This is a genomic window from Cellulomonas sp. RIT-PI-Y (genome assembly GCF_025642745.1).
In the GTDB taxonomy this organism is placed as follows: domain Bacteria; phylum Actinomycetota; class Actinomycetes; order Actinomycetales; family Cellulomonadaceae; genus Cellulomonas.
The window spans coordinates 1-19,445 of sequence record NZ_JANZKP010000022.1 but is presented as its reverse complement, the minus strand read 5'-3'; the positions used below and the strand labels follow the sequence as shown (position 1 = coordinate 19,445).

Genomic DNA, 19,445 nt, shown 5'->3' with positions numbered 1-19,445 from the left:
AAGGGGGTCGCGCTCTGCCCGGTCCGGGGCGGCTCTCGACCCGGTCCACTGTACCGTCTGGACGGTACAGTGCAAGACCCCGGTACCGTCGTCCCCATGGCCGACCCCGCGCACACCCGCGACCGCCTGCTGGACGCCTTCGAGCAGGTGCTGATCGCGCACGGCAGCCGCGCCGCCACCCTGGACGCGGTCGCCGCCGCCGCCGGGGTGTCCAAGGGCGGGCTGCTCTACCACTTCAAGAACAAGGCCGCCCTGGAGGCCGGGCAGCACGACCGGCTCCGCGCGCTGGGCGAGGCCGACATCGCCGCGATGAGGGCGGCACCCGAGGGCGCGGCGGACTACTACCTGGTCGAGTCGACGGCCTCCGGCGGCGCGCTGGACCGGGCGCTGATCGCCTCCGCGCGCCTGGCCGAGGAGTCCGGTGGGCAGGACTCGGTGCTCGACGACCTGCGCGCCGCCTGGTACGACGCCCTGCTGGCCGAGCTCGGCGACCCGGCACTGGCCCATGTGATCCAGCTGATCGGCGACGGGATGTACTACAACGCGGTCGCGGGCAGCCGGGACGAGGGCGCGCTCGAGCACGCGCGGGAGATCCTGGCCCGGCTGCGCGGCTGACCCCCGGCGCCGGGCGGAGCCTCAGAGCGACCCGGTCGCCGCCCAGGTGTCGACCGCGCGGGCCAGAGCCTCACGGTTGTCGACCCCGACCTTGCGGAACGCGTTCAGCAGGTGGTTCTCCACGGTGCGCACGCTGAGCACCAGGGCGGTGGCGATCTCCGCGGTCGGCATCCGCTCGGAGACCATCACCGCGATCTCCCGTTCCCGGGAGGTCAGCTCGACCGACGCGGCCAGCGGGGCGAACAACCCCCGCAGGTCGCCCGCGTGCACCGCCGCCTCGGCCCAGGTCCGGTCGGCCTGCCGGGCGGCCTCGTCCAGCCGGCCGTCGGCGCGCAGCGCCAGCGCCCGGGTCACCCCGGCCCGGGTCCCGTACAGGTCCAGGCCGGCGGCGTGCAGCTCCGCGGCACTGGCGGCCAGCGCGTCGACGTCGTGCGAGCCGACCGCCACGCAGTAGGTCGCCAGGCTCCGCACCAGCACCGAGTCCACCGTCGCGACCCGGTCGGCGAGCTCCCGCGCCCGCTCCAGGTCGGGCCGACGTTCCAGCGACGCCACGGCGATGGTCACCGCGGAGACCACCATCCCGGCCGCCCAGCGCTCCTCGACCATCGACCACAGGTCGTCCGCCGACTCCGCGCCCGGGCCGCGGATCAGGATCGACGCCATGTCCGGGGCCATCGCCGGGTACGGACCTCGGGGGGCCGCGAGCGCCTCGGCCTGCTGGGCCAGCCCCTGCGCGTAGCTCGTGCGCCCCTGGAAGGACGCCACCACCGCCGCCAGGGTCAGCACGCCGTTGCGGAAGTGCACCTGCAGCGTCTGGTTGTTCGGCAACGCGAGCACCGAGGCCAGCAGGGTGTCGCACTCGTCGAGCCGCCCCATCATGGTCAGCCCGAGCCCGGCGACGTAGGCGTGCGCCTGGTAGGCGCCCGGGTCGAGCGCGGCGCGGGCGTCCTGGGCGTGCGACAGCGCGAGGCTCACGCCCTCCTCGGCCCGGCCGTCGAAGATCGCGGCCAGGGTGGCGGTGAGCCGGACGCTGAGCTGGAACCGCTCGTCGGACGGGTCGAAGCCCTCCAGCTCGGCCATCGCCTCGGTCACCCGGCCGGCGGCCACCAGGGACTCCGCCCGCACCGCGCACAGCGCCTCGGCGTTGATCGGGTCGTCGCCGATCACCACCGGATGCAACAGGTCCTCCGGCGGCATGCCGGTCGTCACCAGGCGCAGATGTCCGCGGGTGGCCTGCAGCACCCCGGCGTGCTCCGGCGAGGTCGTCGTCGCCTCGGCCAACCGCCGGTCCGCCTCAGCGCCCTCGCCGCGACGCAGGCCCAGGTCCACCGCGTGCCAGACCACCAGCAGCGCCTCGTACCGGGGGGCCTCCGGGGTCGGACGGGTCCCCGCGACCACGGCGTCGATCTCCGCCGGCCCGGCCTGCGACCCGAGCAGCGCGATCAGCAGCGGGACCGCGGTCACCGCGGACGGGTCGGCGTTCCAGTCGCCGCGCCGGGTGTCGACCTCCAGCTGCCAGCGCTCCGCGAACCGGCTGCCCAGCACGGTCTCGGTGCCGTACAGCGCCGCGGTGCGAGGGAGCGTGGCGGGCACCGGCTGCCAGCCGCCCCGCTCGCCCAGCAGCTCGGACAGCTCCTCGACGGCCTGCACCCGGCGGATCGCGCTCGACTCGTTGCGCAGGTACTCGGCGACGAGCGGCGGGAAGACCCCGATGGTGGCGGGCCGGTCGTCGCCGTCCAGCACCTGGATCAGCCCGGCGTCGTCCAGCTGGGTCAGCACCGACCACGGCACCACCGTGCGCGCCAGGTCCAGGTCCAGCGTGCCGGCGTAGGACAGCATCGTCAGCGCGTCCAGGCCCGGCTCGTCCAGCTCGGCCAGCAGCGGTTCGACGGCCTGCGCGAGGGAGGCGTCCCAGAGACCGTCCCGGACCACCCACAGGTTGTCCCGCAGGACCAGCCGACCGGTGCGTCGGCCGGTGTCGACCAGGGCCACGACCAGGCCCGGCAGCCCACCGGACTTGGTGGCGATCCGCGCCAGGGCGGAGGGCTCGACCGCACCGGGCAGCAGCTCGTGCACCATCCGGTGCACCGCGTGGTAGCGCAGCGGGGGCAGCACCACCCGGGCCGCGGGGGCCAGCTCCGCGGTGATCAGGCTTGTCTCGACCTGGCGCCGGCCCGCCGGGCGACTCGCGGCCAGCACCGGGACCGGCACCCGCCGACGCACCGCGGTGACCACGCCGGCGCTCACCTGGTCCACCGCCTCGACGTCGTCGATGACCAGCACCGACGGCCGGGCGGTGACCCGTCGTTCCAGCGCGCTCACCGCCGAGGACAGCGACCCGCCCGCGACCTCCACGCCACCGACGCCCAGCGCCGCGAGCGGACGGTCCCGCAGCGCCGCCACCCCGCTGACCGTCACGGCGGAGACCCCGTCGTCGGCCAGCAGCTCCACCACCCGGCGCAGCACCCGGCTGCGACCGGAGGAGCGCATCCCGACCACGTTCACGCTGATCCCGGACCGCAGGTACTCGACCACGGTCCGGACCGTCTCCGCGTGCAGCGCTCCCTGGTCCGCCATACGCCGACGCTACTCAGCGTCGGCCGGATCAGCGACTAGATGCGCACCCGGCGCGGATTGCTCACCGACGACCAGCGCACGTCCTCATCGCGCTGGTACCCGTCCTGCTGCTCGATCGACTCGTCCATCGCACCGCACCCCCTTGCTGTCACCGAGTTGGACGACCAGTCTGGGCAGGAACGGCATCCTCCGCACCCGGTGCCGGTGAACTCCACGTAAAACCTCGGACCCGCGGGCGCCTGGGCACGGCGTCCCACACGGACCCTGTCCGGGGTTGGCAGGATCGAGACCAGCACGATCGCCCTTGTACCCGCCGGCAGCGACCCCGGAAGGTCCGATGACAGTCGAGAACACCACCCAGCCCCTGCCCTACGCCGAGCCCGCCGATCAGGTGCTGGACCGGCTCGGGGTCACCGACGAGGGGCTCGGCCCCGCCCAGGCCGAGGAGCGGCTGGCGCGTTCCGGCCCCAACCGGCTGCCCGCGCCGCCGCGCCCGGGGGTGGTCCGACGGCTGCTGGGGCACTTCGACGACATCCTGATCTACATCCTGCTGGCGTCGGCGGTGCTCAAGGCGATCCTGGGCGACTGGATCGACTTCACCGTGATCCTGGCGGTCGCGGTGGTCAACGGCCTGGTCGGCTTCGTCCAGGAGGGTCAGGCGGAGAAGGCGCTGGACGGCATCCGCACCATGCTGTCCCTGGACGCGCAGGCCCGCCGGAACGGTCAGTGGCAGGTCGTCGACGCCGAGACCCTGGTCCCCGGCGACGTGGTCCGGGTCCGCTCCGGTGACCGGGTGCCCGCCGACGTGCGCCTGCTGTCGGCGACGAACCTCCAGGTCGACGAGGCCGCGCTGACCGGCGAGTCCGTCCCGGCCGCCAAGGACCCGCGCGCCGTCGACCCGCGCGCCGGGATCGGCGACCGGTCCTCGATGCTGTTCTCCGGCACCCTGGTCGCCACCGGGACCGGGGTGGGCGTGGTGGTCAGCACCGGCGCCGACACCGAGATCGGCCGGATCCAGGCGCTGGTCGCCGGGGTCGACCACCTGGACACGCCGCTCACCCGTCAGCTGGCCGCGTTCGGCCGGGCGCTGTCGATCGGCATCCTGGTGATGGCCGCGTTCATGCTGGTCATCGGGCGGGTGTTCCACGACTTCGAGCTCCCCGAGCTGGTCTCGGCGGCGATCGGCTTCGCGGTGGCGGCGGTGCCGGAGGGCCTGCCCGCGCTGGTCACGGTCACCCTGGCGCTCGGCGTGCAGCAGATGGCCCGGCGGAACGCGATCACCCGGAAGCTGACCTCGGTGGAGGCGCTGGGCTCGGTCACCACCATCTGCTCGGACAAGACCGGTACCCTCACCACCAACGAGATGACGGTGCGCTCGGTCGTCACCTCGGCCGGCGAGTACGCGGTGCACGGCCTCGGCTACGCCCCCGAGGGCCATCTGACCCGCGAGGACGTGACCGTCGACCCCGCCGCGCTCACCGATCTGCGGCGACTGCTCCGCGCCGCGGGATCGTGCAACGACGCCCGGGTGGTGCAGGACGAGGACGGGCACTGGAAGGTGGTCGGCCAGCCCACCGAGGGTGCGGTGACCACGCTGACCCGCAAGTCCGGCGTCGACCTGACCGGGGTCCGGCGACTCGCGGTGCTGCCCTTCGAGTCGGCCACCAAGTACATGGCGACGCTGGACCTGGACAGCGCGCTCGGCGCCGACCCGCTCGTGCGCGCCGTGGGCGCCCCGGACCGGCTGCTCGACCGGTGCACGCATCAGCTCGCCGCGGACGGTGGCCTCGAACCGCTGGACCGACCGCACTGGGAGGCGGTGATCGACGGCCTGGCCGCCCAGGGCCTGCGCACCCTGTCCGCGGCCGAGCGGACCGCGCCGGACCAGGACGACCTCGAGCCCGGACAGCTGACCGACCTGGTGTTCCTGGGGGTGCTCGGCATCGTCGACCCGCCCCGGCCGGAGGCCGTCCAGGCGATCGCCGACTGCCACCGGGCCGGCATCCGGGTCAAGATGATCACCGGCGACCACGTGGGCACCGCCACCGCCATCGCGCGCGAACTGGGCATCGCCGGCGCCACCGGTGAGGTCCTGGCCCTCACCGGCGCCGAGCTGGAGGAGATGACCAACGACCAGCTGAGCGCCCGCGTCCGTGAGGTCGACGTCTACGCCCGCACCAGCCCCGAGCACAAGCTGCGGATCGTCCGGGCGCTCCAGGGCCACGGCGAGGTGGTCGCCATGACCGGCGACGGCGTGAACGACGCCCCGGCGCTGACCCGCGCGGACGTCGGCATCGCGATGGGCATCAAGGGCACCGAGGCCACCAAGGAGGCCGCGGAGATCGTCCTCGCCGACGACAACTTCGCCACTATCGAGCGCGCGGTGGAGGAGGGCCGGCGGATCTACGACAACATCCGCAAGTCGGTGGTCTTCCTGCTGCCGACCAACGGCGCGCAGTCCCTGGTGATCCTGGTCGCGGTCCTGTTCGGGCTGTCCCTGCCGCTGGCCCCGGTGCAGATCCTCTGGGTCAATCTGGTCACCGCGATCACGCTGTCCCTCGCGCTCGCCTACGAGCCGGCGGAGCCCGGCGTGATGAGTCGTCCGCCGCGCAAGCCCGGCGGGTCCGTGCTCGGCCGGGACTCGCTCACCGAGGTCGTCACCGCGTCCCTGCTGATCGGCGGCGCCACCCTGGCGGTCTACTTCGTCGAGCGGAACTCCGGGTCGTCCAACGGCGTCGCGCAGACCACGGCGGTCACCATGCTCGCGCTCGGGCAGCTCGCCTACCTGTTCTCCTGCCGGTTCCTCAACAGCTCCAGCCTCACGGTCCGGGTGCTGCGCGGGAACCCGGTGGTCTGGTGGGCGACCGGTGCCCTGATCGCGTTCCAGCTGCTGTTCACCTACGCGCCGTTCATGCACAGCTGGTTCGACTCCGCAGCGATCGGAGCCCGGCAGTGGGCCTTCACCGCCGGGCTCGCGATCGTGGTGTTCCTGCTGGTCGAGCTGATGAAGGCGGTCGACCGGCGGCGTCAGTAGGCCGAGGCGACGGACCAGAACTCGTCACCGGGCTTCTGCACCAGCCGGTAGTCGAAGAACGACCCGTCGGTGAAGGTCAGCCGTGCCACCGGCACCCCGCCCTGTGCCGTCGCACCGGTGTCGAGGATCGTGTCGACCTGCGCCCGCGGAACGGTGGCCAGCAGCTCCGCGGGGGTCTGATTCATGGTCAGGCCCAGGTCCCAGACGGTCAGCGCCAGGGTGCCCAGCACCAGCACATGCGGTCCGGCCTCCTGCGGCAGCCGCCGGGCCACCGCGTCGGTGCCGCCACCCACGTGCTGCGAGGTGGAGACCGCGTTCTCCACCGCCGACGTCGCCGCGTTCAGCACCCGGCCGGTCACGCTCAGACCACCACCGCCGCCGCGCTCATAGGCACTCGGGATCACCCCGGTGTGGGCCAGGACGTCGTCCCCGGCGGGCAGCTGTGCACCCAGCTCCGTGGTGAGGTCGATCTCCGGACCGCTGAAGAACGACTTGTACCGCTCCCACAGACCCATGACTGCACACTTCCTCTCGATTGCGGCCGGCTGCGTGCGCGGTCGGGTCGCCGCGCTGTGCGTCGCCGCAGGTCCGGCCGGCTTCCATCCTGGCCCATGCCGGCGACGGGTCGGGCGGCTCGGGCTGTGAGTCCTGCGACAGTCGGTCCGTGTCTCCCCCTGCCCTGGTGCTGACCACCGCGGCCGAGGCCCGCGGGGCGACCGCGATCCGGGTGGCCGTGCTCGCCCGCGGTCAGATCGTCGCCACCGACCCCGAGTCCACCCGGTAGTTCGACCCGTTCACGAAGCTCGCGCGCTCGGACACCAGGAACGTGATCACCGACGCGACCTCCTCCGGGCGGCCGCGCCGCTTGAGCTCCATGAACGGCCGCTCCTCGTCCAGGAAGGACTCGATCGCCTCGTCGCGGTCGGTGCCGCGCTCCTCGGCTCGCTTGTCCATCATGGCGTCGGTCATCGGGGTCTCGATGAAGGCCGGGGACACCGCGTTGACCAGCACGCCCTCGGACGCGTAGGTCTTGGACAGGCCCTTGGCCAGCGAGAGGACCCCGGCCTTGGCGGCGCAGTACGGCAGCTCGTCGACGTAGGGCTGCACGCCGTCCTCGGAGGCGAGCAGGATGATCCGGCCCCAGCCGGAGGCGCGCATGCCCGGCAGCGCGGCCCGGACCACCCGGACCGCGGAGAGCAGGTCGATCTCGATGGTCTGCGCCCAGCCGTCGTCGTCGATCTCGTGGAACAGGCCCTGGGCGCCGGTGACCCCGGCGGAGTGCACCAGGATGTCGGGCGCGCCGAAGGCCTCCCGGGCTCGGGTCAGCACGGCGTCGACCTGATCGGGGTCGGTGAGGTCGGCGGCCACCGGCAGCAGCCGGTCGGTGTCGGCGCCGAGCTGCTCGACGGCGTGCGCGAGGGCGTCGTCGGTCTGGTCGGTCAGGACCACCCGGACGCCCTCGTCGAGCAGCTGGCGGGCGGTGGCGAGGCCGATGCCGGAGTCGCCGCCGGTGATCAGGGCGACGCGGTCGGTGATGCCGAGTTCCATGGGAGTCCTCCGGTCAGTCGGTGAAGGTGAGAGCCGCCTGCACCAGGGCGAGGTGGCTGAGGGCCTGCGGCAGGTTGCCGAGGAAGTCGCCGGTCCGGGCGTCGATCATCTCCGGCCAGACGCCGACGTCGTTCGCCTGCTCCAGCAGGGCGTCCATCCAGTCCCGGGCCTCGTCCCGCCGGCCGACCAGCACCAGCGCGGCGATCCCCCAGAACGCGCAGGCGACGAAGCTGCCCTCCTCCTGCGGCATCCCGGTGTAGCGGTGCAGGAACGGGCCGGTGCCGAGCTCGGCGCGCAGGGCGTCGATGGTGCGGCTCATCCGGTCACCGGTGTCGAAGCCGCTGCGGGCGTGCAGCAGGATCGAGGCGTCCAGGGCGTCCGCACCGGGGTACATCAGGTACGCGCCGCGCTCCTCGGACCAGCAGTGCTCGCGCACCCAGTCGGCGATCCGCTCCGCCTCGGCCGCCCACCGGGCCGCGTTGCCGGGGATCTGCCCGAGCTCCGCCAGGTGCACGGCACAGCGCAGCGCCTGCCAGCAGCCGAGCTTGGAGGTGGTGTAGTGCCGGTCCTCTTGCAGCTCCCACATCCCGGCGTCGGGACGGTGCCAGGCATCGGCGGCCTGATCGGCGATCCCGGCCAGCAGGCGACCGGTGTCGGCGTCCAGCAGGTTGCCGGCATCGACGTAGCCCCGCACCACCGCGAGCAGGTCGCCGTAGATCCCGAGCTGGAGCTGGCCGTCCGCGCGGTTGCCGGTGAGCACCGGTCCGACGCCGCGCCACCCGGGGGCGAGGGCCTCCTCCTGTCCGCCGGGCGGGTCGCCGCCGAGGGTGAAGAACACCCGCATCCCGTGGGCGCGCAAGGTCCGCAGCACCCAGGCGGTGGCCGCGTGCACCTCCTCGCGCAGACCGAAGCCGATCCAGGCGTCCAGGGTGTAGGCGGCGTCCCGGACCCAGGCGAAGCGGTAGTCCCAGTTCTTCCCGCCGGACCAGGACTCGGGCAGCGAGGTGGTCCCGGCCGCCGCGATCGACCCGGTCGGGGCGTGCAGCAGCAGCTTGAGCGTCAGGGCGGAGCGCTGGACCGCCTTGCCCCAGGGCCCGTCGTAGTGGAACTCGCGGGTCCAGGCGCGCCAGTTGTCCGCGGTCCGGTCGATGCCGCGGTCCGAGTCCTCGGGGTCGGGCAGGAACACCGGTTCGCCCGCGGTGGCGGCCAGCACGAGCAGGTGACGGCTCCCGGGGGTCGCGGTGAAGGCACCGGACACCGCCTGACCCTCCGGCACGACGGTCATCTCGCCGCCGGTCCGGACCGCGACGGTGACGCCGTCGTCGTGCAGCACGAGCCCGTGCACGGTGTCCTGCACCCAGGGCGACGCGGTGCCGAGCACGGTGCCGGGCCGCACCTGCCATGCCATCGGGACGACGCCCCTCAGTCCCTCGACCCGGCGGGCCAGCTCGCTCCACGGCAGCCGCCCGGCGACCCCGGTGTTCATCGAGTCGGTGAGCCGGACCTCGCCGTCATCGGTGACGTAGGTGGTGGCCAGCACGTTGGTGCCGACCAGGTACTCGCGCCGGACCCGGTGGGGCACCGTCGGCGCCAGTTCCACCCGGCCGCCCTGATCGGCGTCCACCAGCGCGGCGAACACCGGCGGGGTGTCGAGGTCGGGCAGCGGGAGCCAGTCGATCCGGCCGTCCTCGGCGACCAGGGCGATCGTGCGGCCGTCACCGAGCGCGGCGTAGGTCCGCAGCGGTGCGTAGCCGTCGATCCGGGTGGGCGGTTCCCGCAGATCCTCCGACGCGGCGTGCCCGGAACCCTCCCGGGCGTGTTCGGCGTCGCCGTCCAGATGCCCCAGACCGTCGGTCATCGTCCTCCCACCGGGCGGACGATCCGCCGTGCCGACATCGTCGGACGACCGGACCGGGTCGGCAATCGGAGACGGTCAGAGCTCCGCGGGATCGACCAGGAACCCGGCCATGTCGGCCACCTCGCCGCCGACGTCCAGCTGGACCTCGCGGGCGATCGACCGCACCACCTGCGCGGCGCGACCGCGGGCGACCCGGTGCGCGAGGGACGGCTTCTCCGCCTCCAGCTCCTCGAGCTCCGGCGGCTCCCAGGTGACGCGATAGGCGACCACCTCGCCCTGGGTCCAGTCGAGCCCGTGCAGCACCAGCGGCAGCTCGCCCTCGGTCTCGGCGCGGACCGACACCGCGCCGTCGGCGCCCAGGTCGATCAGGACCCCGAAGCCCTCGGCTGCCGGCGGGTGGGCGACCATCCAGGCGTCGAAGGCATCGGCCTCCGCGTGCAGGCGTTGCCGCTCGTCCGCGTCCGCCACCCCGATCCCGGCGTCCGGCCGCTGCACCAGGGCCCGACCGGTGTGCGCCACGCTCGCGAGCCGGTCACCGGAGGACACCGGGGCATCGATCCGGGCCTGCGGGGCGACCCGGCGTGCGGCGGTGAGCACCACCTCGGGCTCCACCCACCGGTCGCTGACCACGGTGAGGTCCAGCGCGGCATCCATCTCCGGGACCAGCACCGCACCGGTGTCGGTGCGCACCGCACCGCCCAGCCGCCGCGCGACGTCGATCAGCCAGCGCAGCACCCGGCCCTCCTCGCGCACCGGCTGCTGCGCACCGAACGCCCGGCGCAGGCCGTCGCGGTCACCGCCGATCGCGAGGGCGGCGTGGCGTTCCCGCGGCACGTCGACCGGCCAGGCGGACACGATGTCCCCCGGGACGCCGAGTCGGGCCGCCACCGCGGGCTCGACCCCGAACGGACCGGTCACCGTCGACAGCCGGCCGAGCCGGAGCACCCCGGGGGTCGGCTGCGCGGCCGAGTCACGACGGCTCATCGGCACCCGCGGCGGACGGTCCCACCGGGCGGCGGAGAACCGGCTGATCGCCAGCACCTCGACCTCCTCGGCGACCACGCCGTCCGGGAGCAGCAGCAGGTGGCGGCCCGGAGCGGGCGCGTCCTGCGGCCACCCGGTCAGCCGCGGCATCGGGATCGCCGGGCCGCTCACGGGTCAGACCCGGGTCCGGTGGAAGTCCTGCCAGGACCGGGAAGCGGTCGGACCGCGCTGGCCCTGGTACCGCGATCCGGTCGCGCCGGAGCCGTAGGGCCGCTCGGAGGGCGAGCTCAGGCGGAAGAAGCACATCTGGCCGATCTTCATGCCGGGCCAGAGCGTGATCGGCAGGGTCGCGACGTTGGAGAGCTCCAGGGTCACGTGGCCGCTGAACCCCGGGTCGATGAAGCCCGCGGTCGAGTGGGTCAGCAGCCCGAGCCGTCCCAGCGACGACTTGCCCTCCAGCCGGGCCGCGATGTCGTCCGGCAGCGTGACCTGCTCGTACGTGGACCCGAGCACGAACTCGCCCGGGTGCAGCACGAAGGGCGCGTCCGGATCGACCTCGACCATCCGGGTCAGGTCCGGCTGCTCGGTTGCCGGGTCGATCATGGCGTAGCGGTGGTTGTCGAACAGTCGGAAGAACCGGTCCAGCCGCACGTCCACGCTGGACGGCTGCACCATCTGGTCCTCGGACGGGTCCAACACCACCCGCCCGGACTCGAGCTCGGCACGGATATCGCGATCGGAGAGCAGCACGGGTCCACGGTACCGGCCGTGCGCGCCGCCGACTGCGAAGAAGTCGTCGCCCATATCGCCCGATCCACGACAGCTTCTCCGCACTCGGCGGTGAGCGGCGGCGGGGGCCGGGCGAGCCATGGATCGTTGAAGCGCTTCGACGGTGCAGTACGCTGTCGCTCGCGGGTGCGTGGGAGCGCTCCCGCAGCACCAGCCAGCACCCCACTCCGGAAGGCGCAACGATGCGGTTCGGCCACTTCGACGACGAGGCACGCGAGTACGTCATCACGACACCGCACACCCCGTACCCCTGGATCAACTACCTGGGTTCGCAGGAGTTCTTCTCGCTGATCTCGCACACCGCGGGCGGCTACTCCTTCTACCGCGACGCGAAGATGCGCCGGCTGACCCGGTACCGGTACAACAACATCCCCGCCGACGACGGCGGCCGCTACTTCTACGTCGTCGACCAAGGGGCCCCCTCGGACGCGCGGACCGAGGGGAGCACGTCCGAGGGGAAGGGCGGCGACGTGTGGGCGCCGGGCTGGCTGCCGGTCAAGGCCGAGCTGGACCACTTCGAGGCGCGGCACGGCCTGGGCTACTCCCGGATCACCGGATCCCGCGGCGGCCTGACCGTCGACACCCTGTTCTTCGTCCCGGTCGACGAGAACGCGGAGATCCAGCAGGTCACGCTGACCAACGACTCCACCGACCCCAAGCGGATCCAGCTGTTCTCCTTCGCCGAGTTCTGCCTATGGAACGCGCAGGACGACCAGACCAACTACCAGCGGAACCTGTCGCTGGCCGAGGTCGAGGTCGAGCTGGACGGACCGTACGGCTCCGCGATCTACCACAAGACCGAGTACCGCGAGCGCCGCGACCACTACGCCGTGTACGCGGTGAACACCCGGGCGACGGGATTCGACACCGACCGGGACACCTTCGTCGGGGCGTGGAACGGGCTGGGCGAGGCCGCCGTGCCGCGCGCCGGGAAGTCCGCGAACTCGGTGGCCTCCGGCTGGTACCCGATCGGCTCGCACCAGGTCGAGGTCACGCTGGCCCCGGGCGAGTCCCGCTCGCTGACCTACGTCCTCGGCTACGTCGAGAACGACCACGACACCAAGTGGGCGCCCGGCAGCGACCAGCAGCTGATCAACCGCGACCCCGCGCACGACCTGCTCTCCCGCTACGCCACCACCGAGCAGACCGAGGCCGCGTTCGACCGGCTGCGCGCTTACTGGGCCGACCTGCTCGGCAGCTACACCGTCACCTCCGGGGACGAGAAGCTCGACCGGATGGTCAACATCTGGAACCAGTACCAGTGCATGGTCACCTTCAACATGTCCCGGTCCGCGTCCTACTTCGAGACCGGCATCGGCCGCGGCATGGGCTTCCGCGACTCCAACCAGGACCTGCTCGGCTTCGTGCACCTGGTCCCGGAGCGTGCCCGGGAGCGGATCATCGACATCGCGTCGACGCAGTTCGCGGACGGCTCGGCCTATCACCAGTACCAGCCGCTGACCAAGCGCGGGAACAACGACATCGGCTCCGGATTCAACGACGACCCGCTGTGGCTGATCCTCGGCGTGGCCGCCTACGTCAAGGAGACCGGCGACTGGGCGATCCTCGACCAGCCGGTGCCCTTCGACAACGAGCCCGGCTCCGAGGTCCCGCTGTTCGAGCACCTCACCCGGTCCTTCGACTTCACCGTCGACAACCGCGGCCCGCACGGGCTGCCGCTGATCGGCCGGGCGGACTGGAACGACTGCCTGAACCTCAACTGCTTCAGCAGCACCCCCGGTGAGTCCTTCCAGACCACGGAGAACCAGTCCGGCGGCGTCGCCGAGTCGGTGTTCATCGCCGCGATGTTCGCCGCGATCGGCCCCGAGTACGCCGAGCTCGCCGAGCGCCGTGGCCTGCCCGAGGTCGCCGCGGCCGCGCGCACCGCCGTGGAGGAGATGCGGGCCGCGGTCCTGGCGCACGGCTGGGACGGCGAGTGGTTCCTGCGCGCCTACGACTTCTTCGGCAAGCCGATCGGCACCGACGCCACCCCCGAGGGCAAGATCTGGATCGAGCCGCAGGGCTTCGCGGTGATGGGCGGCATCGGCGTCGACGCCGAGGACCCCGGCAACCCGGAGTCCGAGGCGGTCCGCGCCCTCGCGTCGGTGAACGAGCACCTGGCCACCGACCACGGCATGGTGCTGCAGCACCCGGCCTACACCAGCTACCAGATCGAGCTGGGCGAGGTCTCCACCTACCCGCCGGGGTACAAGGAGAACGGCGGCATCTTCTGCCACAACAACCCGTGGGTGATCATCGGCGAGACCGTGGTCGGCAACGGCGCTCGCGCGTTCGACTACTACAAGCGGATCACCCCGGCCTACCGCGAGGACATCTCCGAGGTGCACCGCCTGGAGCCCTACGTCTACGCGCAGATGATCGCCGGCAAGGAGGCGGTCCGGCACGGTGAGGCCAAGAACTCCTGGCTCACCGGTACCGCAGCCTGGAACTTCGTCGCGGTCTCCCAGTACCTGCTGGGGGTCCGCCCGGACTACGACGGCCTGATCGTGGATCCGCAGCTCGGCCCGGACGTGCCGTCGTTCACGGTGACCCGGACCATCCGCGGCGCCCGGTACGAGATCGCCGTGACCAACTCCGGTGCCCCCGGTGCCCGGGCGTCGCTGACCGTCGACGGCGTCCCGGTCGACGGCCGCACCGTGCCCTACGCGCCCGCGGGCAGCACCGTCCAGGTCGCCGTCACCCTCTGATCCGCACTCCGGCCCGTCCCGAGGGCCCCGGTCCGCCATGCGCCCGGGGCCCTCGGGGGCCGGGACGCCGCATCCCGTCGGTCCGCAGGGCGGGACACGCGACCGGAACCGGCTTCCCGACGACGGGTCCCCGAGGCGCGCGCGGAGCGGTTACACTGGTCGGACGCGTCCGGCAGGACGCTCGTGCGGATGTAGTTCAATGGTAGAACTTCAGCTTCCCAAGCTGATAGCGCGGGTTCGATTCCCGTCATCCGCTCCCGCACGAAGGCCCGGACCCCACGGTCCGGGCCTTCGTCGTTCTCCCGGCCGGAACGCTCGTGAATCCCGTCACGATGTCAGGACGTACGGCCCTGCTGACCGGTCGGTCGGTAATGGACGATTCAGGTGATCCGTCAGGGATTCGGCGCTTCCGCCCCCGTCGCGCCGCCGCACCACCGAGGACTCGCCATGACCACGACCTTCGACCACGTCCTGCAACCCGGCCGCATCGGCACCCTGGACCTGCCCAACCGGGTCGCCCTCGCCCCGATGGGCACCGAGATGGGCACCCACGAGGGCCTGATCACCGAGCGTGAGATCGCGTACTACACCGAGCGCGCCAAGGGCGGCACCGGTCTGGTGATGACCGGCATCTCCGCGGTGTCCCAGGACTACGAGGTGATCAACCCGGGGCTGTGCCGGGTGGACACCGACGACTGCCTGCCGGGCCTGACCGCGCTCGCCGCGTCGATCCACGCGGTCGGCGGCAGGATCAGCCTGCAGCTCACCGCCGGGCTGGGCCGGAACATCAACACCGTCGACCCGGAGCGGCTGCCGATCTCCGCGTCGGACAACCCGCACTACGCGCGCCCGGACGTGCTCTGCCGCCCGCTGGAGACCGAGGAGATCCGGGTCATCGTGCAGCGGCACGCCGAGGCCGCCGCGCGCGCACGGGCCGCCGGGATCGACGCGATCGACATCCACGGGCACACCGGGTACCTGGTCGACCAGTTCATGAGCCCGGTCTGGAACCGGCGCATCGACGAGTACGGCGGTTCCACCGAGAACCGCTGCCGGTTCGCGGTCGAGATCATCCGTGCGATCAAGGCGGCCGCCCCCGGACTGCCGGTCAGCTTCCGGCTGTCGGTGGACCACCGGTTCGAGGGCGGTCGGACGGTGGAGGAGTCGCGACGGATCGCCCGGGTCCTGGAGGGCGCCGGGCTGGACCTCCTGATCGCCGACGACGGTTCCTACGAGGCGATGGACTACGTGTTCCCGCCCTACTACCTGGGCGACGCCTGCATGGCACCGGCCGCCAAGGCGATGAAGGAGGTCCTCTCCATCCCGGTGATGGCGGTCGGCAACCTCACCCCGGAGAATGCCGAGGCCGTGATCGCCGCCGGTGAGGCCGACTTCGCCGGGATCGGCCGCGGTCTGATCGCCGACCCGGAGTGGGCGAACAAGCTGCGCGACGGTCGCCGCGGGGACGTGCGCCCCTGCATCCGGTGCAACGCGATGTGCGTCGGGCACGCGTTCTTCGCCGAAGCGCTGGGCTGCGCTGTGAACCCGCAGGTCGGCTTCGAGCGCGAGCGCGTGCTGACGATCAGCTCGCGTCCGCAGCAGGTCGTCGTGGTCGGCGGCGGACCCGGCGGGCTGGAGGCGGCCCGAGCCGCGGCGCTGCGCGGTCACACCGTCGACCTGTACGAGAAGGGCGCCACCCTGGGCGGCGTGCTCTGGCCCGCGGCCACTCCGGAGTTCAAGAAGGAGCTGCGCGGCATGGTCGGCTGGTGGGAGCGTCAGTTCGCCGCCCTCCCGGTCACCGTGCACCTGGACACCGAGATCGCCGCCGACTCCCCCGAGCTGGACGGCGCCGACGCGATCATCGTGGCCACCGGGTCGCTGCCGATCGTGCCGCGCTCGATCCCCGGCATCGACGGGGAGAACGTGGTCGAGGTGCTGGACTTCCACCTCGGCGCCCCGGTGGGCAACCGGGTCGTCGTCGCCGGCGGTGGGCTGTCCGGTGCCGACTCCGCGCTGGAGCTGGCGCAGGCCGGGCACGAGGTGACCATCGTGGAGATGGCCTCCGAGATCGCCAAGGACATGATCGTCATCAACCGGATCACGCTCCTGCGGCAGCTGGCCGAGCACCACGTGCGGATCCTCACCGGCCACACCGTCACCGCCATCGACGACAAGGGGCTGACCGCCCTGGACGCCGACGGGCAGGAGGTCCACGTGGACGCGGACACCGTGCTGTCGGCCTTCGGCGTGCGGCCGAACACCGCGTTGCCCGAGGCACTGGCCGCCCGCGCGCACGTGATCCCGGTCGGAGACTGCGTGAAGCCCGCGAAGGTCGGCGAGGCGATCAACGCCGGGTTCCTGGCGGCCTACGCCCTGTGACCCGGCCGCCCGCGTGTCCCGGCCGAGGGGCGCGCGGGCGGATCGGTCCCCGCTCGTACGATCGGGCGGTGATCCTCGTCGACCCGCCGGCCTGGCCCGCCCACGACACCCTGTGGTCGCACCTGGTCTCCGACCATTCCCTGGCCGAGCTGCACGACTTCGCCGCCGGGCTCGGGATCGGACGGCGCGCCTTCGACCTCGACCACTACGACATCCCCGCCGACCGGCACGCCGACGCGGTGGCCGCCGGCGCGGTCGCGATCGGCGGCGGTGACCTCACCCGACGGCTGATCGCCTCCGGTCTGCGGGTGCCCGGCCGGGACCGTGCGGTGCTGAAGGGGCTGCGACGTCGCTGGCTCGCCCTGCGCCCCGGGGATCACGCCACCGTCGACGACCTGCTGGTCCGTTGGCGCGAGCCGCACCGGACGTACCACGGCCCGACCCACCTGGCGGAGGCGCTGGCGGCGCTGGACGTCCTGACCGGCGCGGAGGCCGGGCCCTCGACGTCCACCGGCCGCGCCGGCACCGCCCCCGGCACGCTCGACGACGCGGACCGCCGCACCGCGGAGCTGGCGCTCTGGTTCCACGACGCCGTCCACGACGGCCGCACCCCCCAGGACGAGGACGCCTCCGCCGCACTCGCCCTGGCCGCCCTCGGCGATCCGCGGGTGGCGGAGCTGATCCGGATGACCGCGCGCCACGACCCGGATCCCGCCGACCGGGTGGCCGCCCTGGTCAGCGACGCCGACCTGGCGATCCTCGGCGCCGATCCGGCCCGGTACGACGAGTACACCCGGCAGGTCCGCGCGGAGTACGCGACCGTGCCGGATGACCGGTTCCGGAACGGCCGCCGCGCGGTCCTGGAGCAGTTGCTGGACCTGCCCGCCCTCTACGCGACCGACGAGGGCCGTCGTCGCTGGTCGGCCCGTGCGGAGTCCAACCTGCGCCGCGAGCTGGGAGTCCTCGGCCCCTGAGACCGCGTGTGCCCCGCACGGCCCGGGACGATGCGGTCGGAGTGGAGAGCCCGGGTCGCGAGTGCCGGGCGCGGGTCAGATCAGCGGCGGGACGTCCGGGGCCAGCCGGCGTTGCAGACCGGAGCCGAGCGCGAGCCCGGCGAGCACGCCCAGGCAGATCGCGACCATCGACACCCCGGTCGTCACGATGGTGGTGATCGCCTGGTCCGACACGCCGTCGAGCGCCGACGTCACGCCGACCAGGCCGAGCGCACCGGGCACCAGCACCCAGAATCCGGGCAGGAAGGTCACCAGGAACGGCGGTCCGGTCCGCCGGGTCGCCGCGACCATCGCCACCGGGGTCATCGCCAACGCGCCCACGAACGAGGACACCGAGGCCCCCAGCAGCAGACCGCCGACCACCTGACCGGCATAGGCCACCACCAGCACCAGCGTGATCCACGGCAGGGCGGCCGTCCGGGCGTCGTTGTTCAGCACCACGCCGACCGCGTAGACCAGCACGCCGATCCACGGCGCCGCCCAGCCGAGAGGGTGCCCGCCGCTGCTGCCGACCTCGGTCGACGGCACCCCCACCAGCCCGGCGGCCGCGGTGATGCCCAGGGCCAGCAGCACCAGCTGCATCACTCCGGCCGCGAGCCGCGCGGAGCCCGCGATCATCTGACGGGTGGCCAGGTCGATCACACCGGTGGTCAGCAACGCACCGGGCAGGAAGGTCACCAGCGGTCCGACCAGCGGTGCGAGCAGTCCGACCGACCACCCGGTGCGCACCAGCAGGAACACCGGCACCGCGACCAGGAACGCGCACGCCCCGGTCAAGAGGCCCTGGTAGACCACCGGCATCCGGCGGGTCAGCCGGGTCACCACCGACACCAGGCCGCCGAGCACCGCGGAGATCAGCACGTCCAGCCAGCCGCCGCCCAGCACCAGGGACAGGCCGGCCGCGACCACCACGTACCCCAGGGCACGGCGGCGACCGGTCGACGGCGGCGGCGACTCCAGGATCGCCGACAGCTGGGCGAGACCGGCCGCGGGGCGCAGGTCACCGCGCACCGCGGACTGGGCCAGGTCGAGCACGTCGGCCACCTGGTCCAGACGCAGGGACCGGGAGCCCGCCGTGGCCACCGCGGTCCGTACCGTCTGCCCGTCGGGCACCGACACCATCAGCGCGGTCGGGAAGGTCACCACCGCGGTGCCGGGCAGGCCGTTCACCGCCGCGACGCGCTCCAGGGTGCCGTTGACCTGCGCGATCGGCGAGCTGCTGTCGACCATCGCCTCGCCCAGACGGACCAGGAAGCGCACCGTGAGCTCGGGGTCCGCGGACTCGGTCGGGGTGCCGGTCGCCGGATCGGCGCCGGCGTTCGCCGCGACGGCCGGCATCGTCCCCGCCGCCTCGTCCACGGCGACGACCGCGATCATCCCGGTCACGGCCGGGTCCTCGGTGGCGGGCTCCTGATCGATACCCGCGGAACCGGCGTCCACAGGGTCGCCGCCCGCGGAACCGAGGCCCCCAGAACCGACACCCGCAGGACCCGCTCCCGCGGAGCCGGGCTCCTCCGGCACGGCCGCGAGCTCGACGGTGTCGTCGTCCGCGGTGGTCCCCGACGCCACACCGCCGCCCAGCGGCAGCGACGCCGTGGTGGCGCTCTGCGCGCGGCGGGATTCTCCGGCGGCGCTCCCGGCCCGGTGCCCGGCCCCGGACTGCCCGCCGGCACCGGCACCGGCGGCAGCCGCCGCGCCGCGCGCACCCGACCGTGGGGTCGGCGCACCGCCACGCCACCACCACACCAGTCCGGCCGCGGCGGCGACCAGCACCAGGACGGCGACCAGCACCATCCCCCACGGCAGCGACGAGTCGGCGGCGGCGGGCCGGCTCAACCAACCCGGCGCCGGCACGGTGCTGGTGGAGGTGGGCTCCGGGGAGGGGGACGCCGGAGCGGTCGACTCGGGTGTGGCGGAGGGCACGGTCGTCGGCTGCTCGG

At 73.1% G+C, this 19,445-nt stretch carries 12 protein-coding genes and 1 tRNA gene; 6 read left to right on the top strand and 7 right to left on the bottom strand.

What is annotated here, in order from left to right:
- Positions 1-96 precede the first annotated feature (96 nt).
- Positions 97-615, top strand: a complete 519-nt coding sequence (locus OGL89_RS08875; RefSeq protein WP_263119614.1) for a TetR family transcriptional regulator — start codon at positions 97-99, stop codon at positions 613-615.
- A gap of 21 nt (positions 616-636) precedes the next feature.
- Here OGL89_RS08875 and OGL89_RS08870 read toward each other — a convergent pair whose 3' ends face one another.
- Entirely contained in the window at positions 637-3,192 is a 2,556-nt protein-coding gene (locus tag OGL89_RS08870; protein ID WP_263119613.1) for a helix-turn-helix transcriptional regulator, read from the bottom strand.
- A 337-nt stretch (positions 3,193-3,529) separates the two neighbouring features.
- Between OGL89_RS08870 and OGL89_RS08865 the strand changes: the two genes are divergently transcribed.
- On the top strand, positions 3,530-6,226 hold the full coding sequence (locus OGL89_RS08865) for an HAD-IC family P-type ATPase (protein WP_263119612.1): 2,697 nt from the start codon (positions 3,530-3,532) through the stop codon (positions 6,224-6,226).
- On the opposite strand, the gene OGL89_RS08860 is transcribed toward OGL89_RS08865, so the two are convergent.
- From OGL89_RS08860 to dcd, 5 genes are all read right to left on the bottom strand, one after another.
- Positions 6,220-6,741 carry a hypothetical protein gene (locus OGL89_RS08860; protein ID WP_263119611.1) on the bottom strand — a complete coding sequence of 174 codons (522 nt, stop codon included), beginning with the start codon at positions 6,739-6,741 and terminating at the stop codon, positions 6,220-6,222. The genes OGL89_RS08865 and OGL89_RS08860 overlap by 7 nt on opposite strands.
- 232 nt (positions 6,742-6,973) lie before the next feature.
- Complete coding sequence (locus OGL89_RS08855) at positions 6,974-7,774, bottom strand: SDR family NAD(P)-dependent oxidoreductase (RefSeq protein ID WP_263119610.1); 801 nt, start codon at positions 7,772-7,774, stop codon at positions 6,974-6,976.
- A gap of 13 nt (positions 7,775-7,787) precedes the next feature.
- Positions 7,788-9,632 (bottom strand): glycoside hydrolase family 15 protein, encoded by a 1,845-nt coding sequence (locus tag OGL89_RS08850; protein WP_263119609.1) that lies wholly within the window; start codon positions 9,630-9,632, stop codon positions 7,788-7,790.
- 75 nt (positions 9,633-9,707) lie between these two features.
- Positions 9,708-10,787, bottom strand: a complete 1,080-nt coding sequence (locus OGL89_RS08845) for a hypothetical protein (RefSeq protein WP_263119608.1) — start codon at positions 10,785-10,787, stop codon at positions 9,708-9,710.
- A 3-nt stretch (positions 10,788-10,790) separates the two neighbouring features.
- Complete coding sequence (gene dcd / locus OGL89_RS08840; protein ID WP_263119607.1) at positions 10,791-11,366, bottom strand: dCTP deaminase; 576 nt, start codon at positions 11,364-11,366, stop codon at positions 10,791-10,793.
- A 221-nt stretch (positions 11,367-11,587) separates the two neighbouring features.
- On the opposite strand from dcd, the gene OGL89_RS08835 reads away from it, so the two are divergent.
- The 4 genes from OGL89_RS08835 (at position 11,588) to OGL89_RS08820 (ending at position 17,466) form a co-directional block, all read left to right on the top strand.
- Positions 11,588-14,113 (top strand): glycosyl transferase, encoded by a 2,526-nt coding sequence (locus OGL89_RS08835; protein WP_263119606.1) that lies wholly within the window; start codon positions 11,588-11,590, stop codon positions 14,111-14,113.
- Between the two features lie 185 nt (positions 14,114-14,298).
- A tRNA-Gly gene (locus tag OGL89_RS08830) sits at positions 14,299-14,369 on the top strand.
- 191 nt (positions 14,370-14,560) lie between these two features.
- Positions 14,561-16,492 carry an FAD-dependent oxidoreductase gene (locus OGL89_RS08825; RefSeq protein WP_263119605.1) on the top strand — a complete coding sequence of 644 codons (1,932 nt, stop codon included), beginning with the start codon at positions 14,561-14,563 and terminating at the stop codon, positions 16,490-16,492.
- 68 nt (positions 16,493-16,560) lie between these two features.
- Positions 16,561-17,466 (top strand): DUF4031 domain-containing protein, encoded by a 906-nt coding sequence (locus OGL89_RS08820; protein ID WP_346770694.1) that lies wholly within the window; start codon positions 16,561-16,563, stop codon positions 17,464-17,466.
- A gap of 75 nt (positions 17,467-17,541) precedes the next feature.
- Here OGL89_RS08820 and OGL89_RS08815 read toward each other — a convergent pair.
- The coding region (locus OGL89_RS08815; RefSeq protein WP_263119604.1) for a threonine/serine exporter family protein at positions 17,542-19,445 on the bottom strand (1,904 nt) is incomplete at its 5' end.

Bases quoted from the DNA above. Each gene is read 5' to 3' on its own strand.
- OGL89_RS08850 (WP_263119609.1), bottom strand. From the start codon at position 9,632: ATGACCGACGGTCTGGGGCATCTGGACGGCGACGCCGAACACGCCCGG.
- OGL89_RS08870 (WP_263119613.1), bottom strand. From the start codon at position 3,192: ATGGCGGACCAGGGAGCGCTGCACGCGGAGACGGTCCGGACCGTGGTC.
- OGL89_RS08875 (WP_263119614.1), top strand. From the start codon at position 97: ATGGCCGACCCCGCGCACACCCGCGACCGCCTGCTGGACGCCTTCGAG.
- OGL89_RS08855 (WP_263119610.1), bottom strand. From the start codon at position 7,774: ATGGAACTCGGCATCACCGACCGCGTCGCCCTGATCACCGGCGGCGAC.
- OGL89_RS08835 (WP_263119606.1), top strand. From the start codon at position 11,588: ATGCGGTTCGGCCACTTCGACGACGAGGCACGCGAGTACGTCATCACG.
- OGL89_RS08860 (WP_263119611.1), bottom strand. From the start codon at position 6,741: ATGGGTCTGTGGGAGCGGTACAAGTCGTTCTTCAGCGGTCCGGAGATC.
- OGL89_RS08825 (WP_263119605.1), top strand. From the start codon at position 14,561: ATGACCACGACCTTCGACCACGTCCTGCAACCCGGCCGCATCGGCACC.
- OGL89_RS08865 (WP_263119612.1), top strand. From the start codon at position 3,530: ATGACAGTCGAGAACACCACCCAGCCCCTGCCCTACGCCGAGCCCGCC.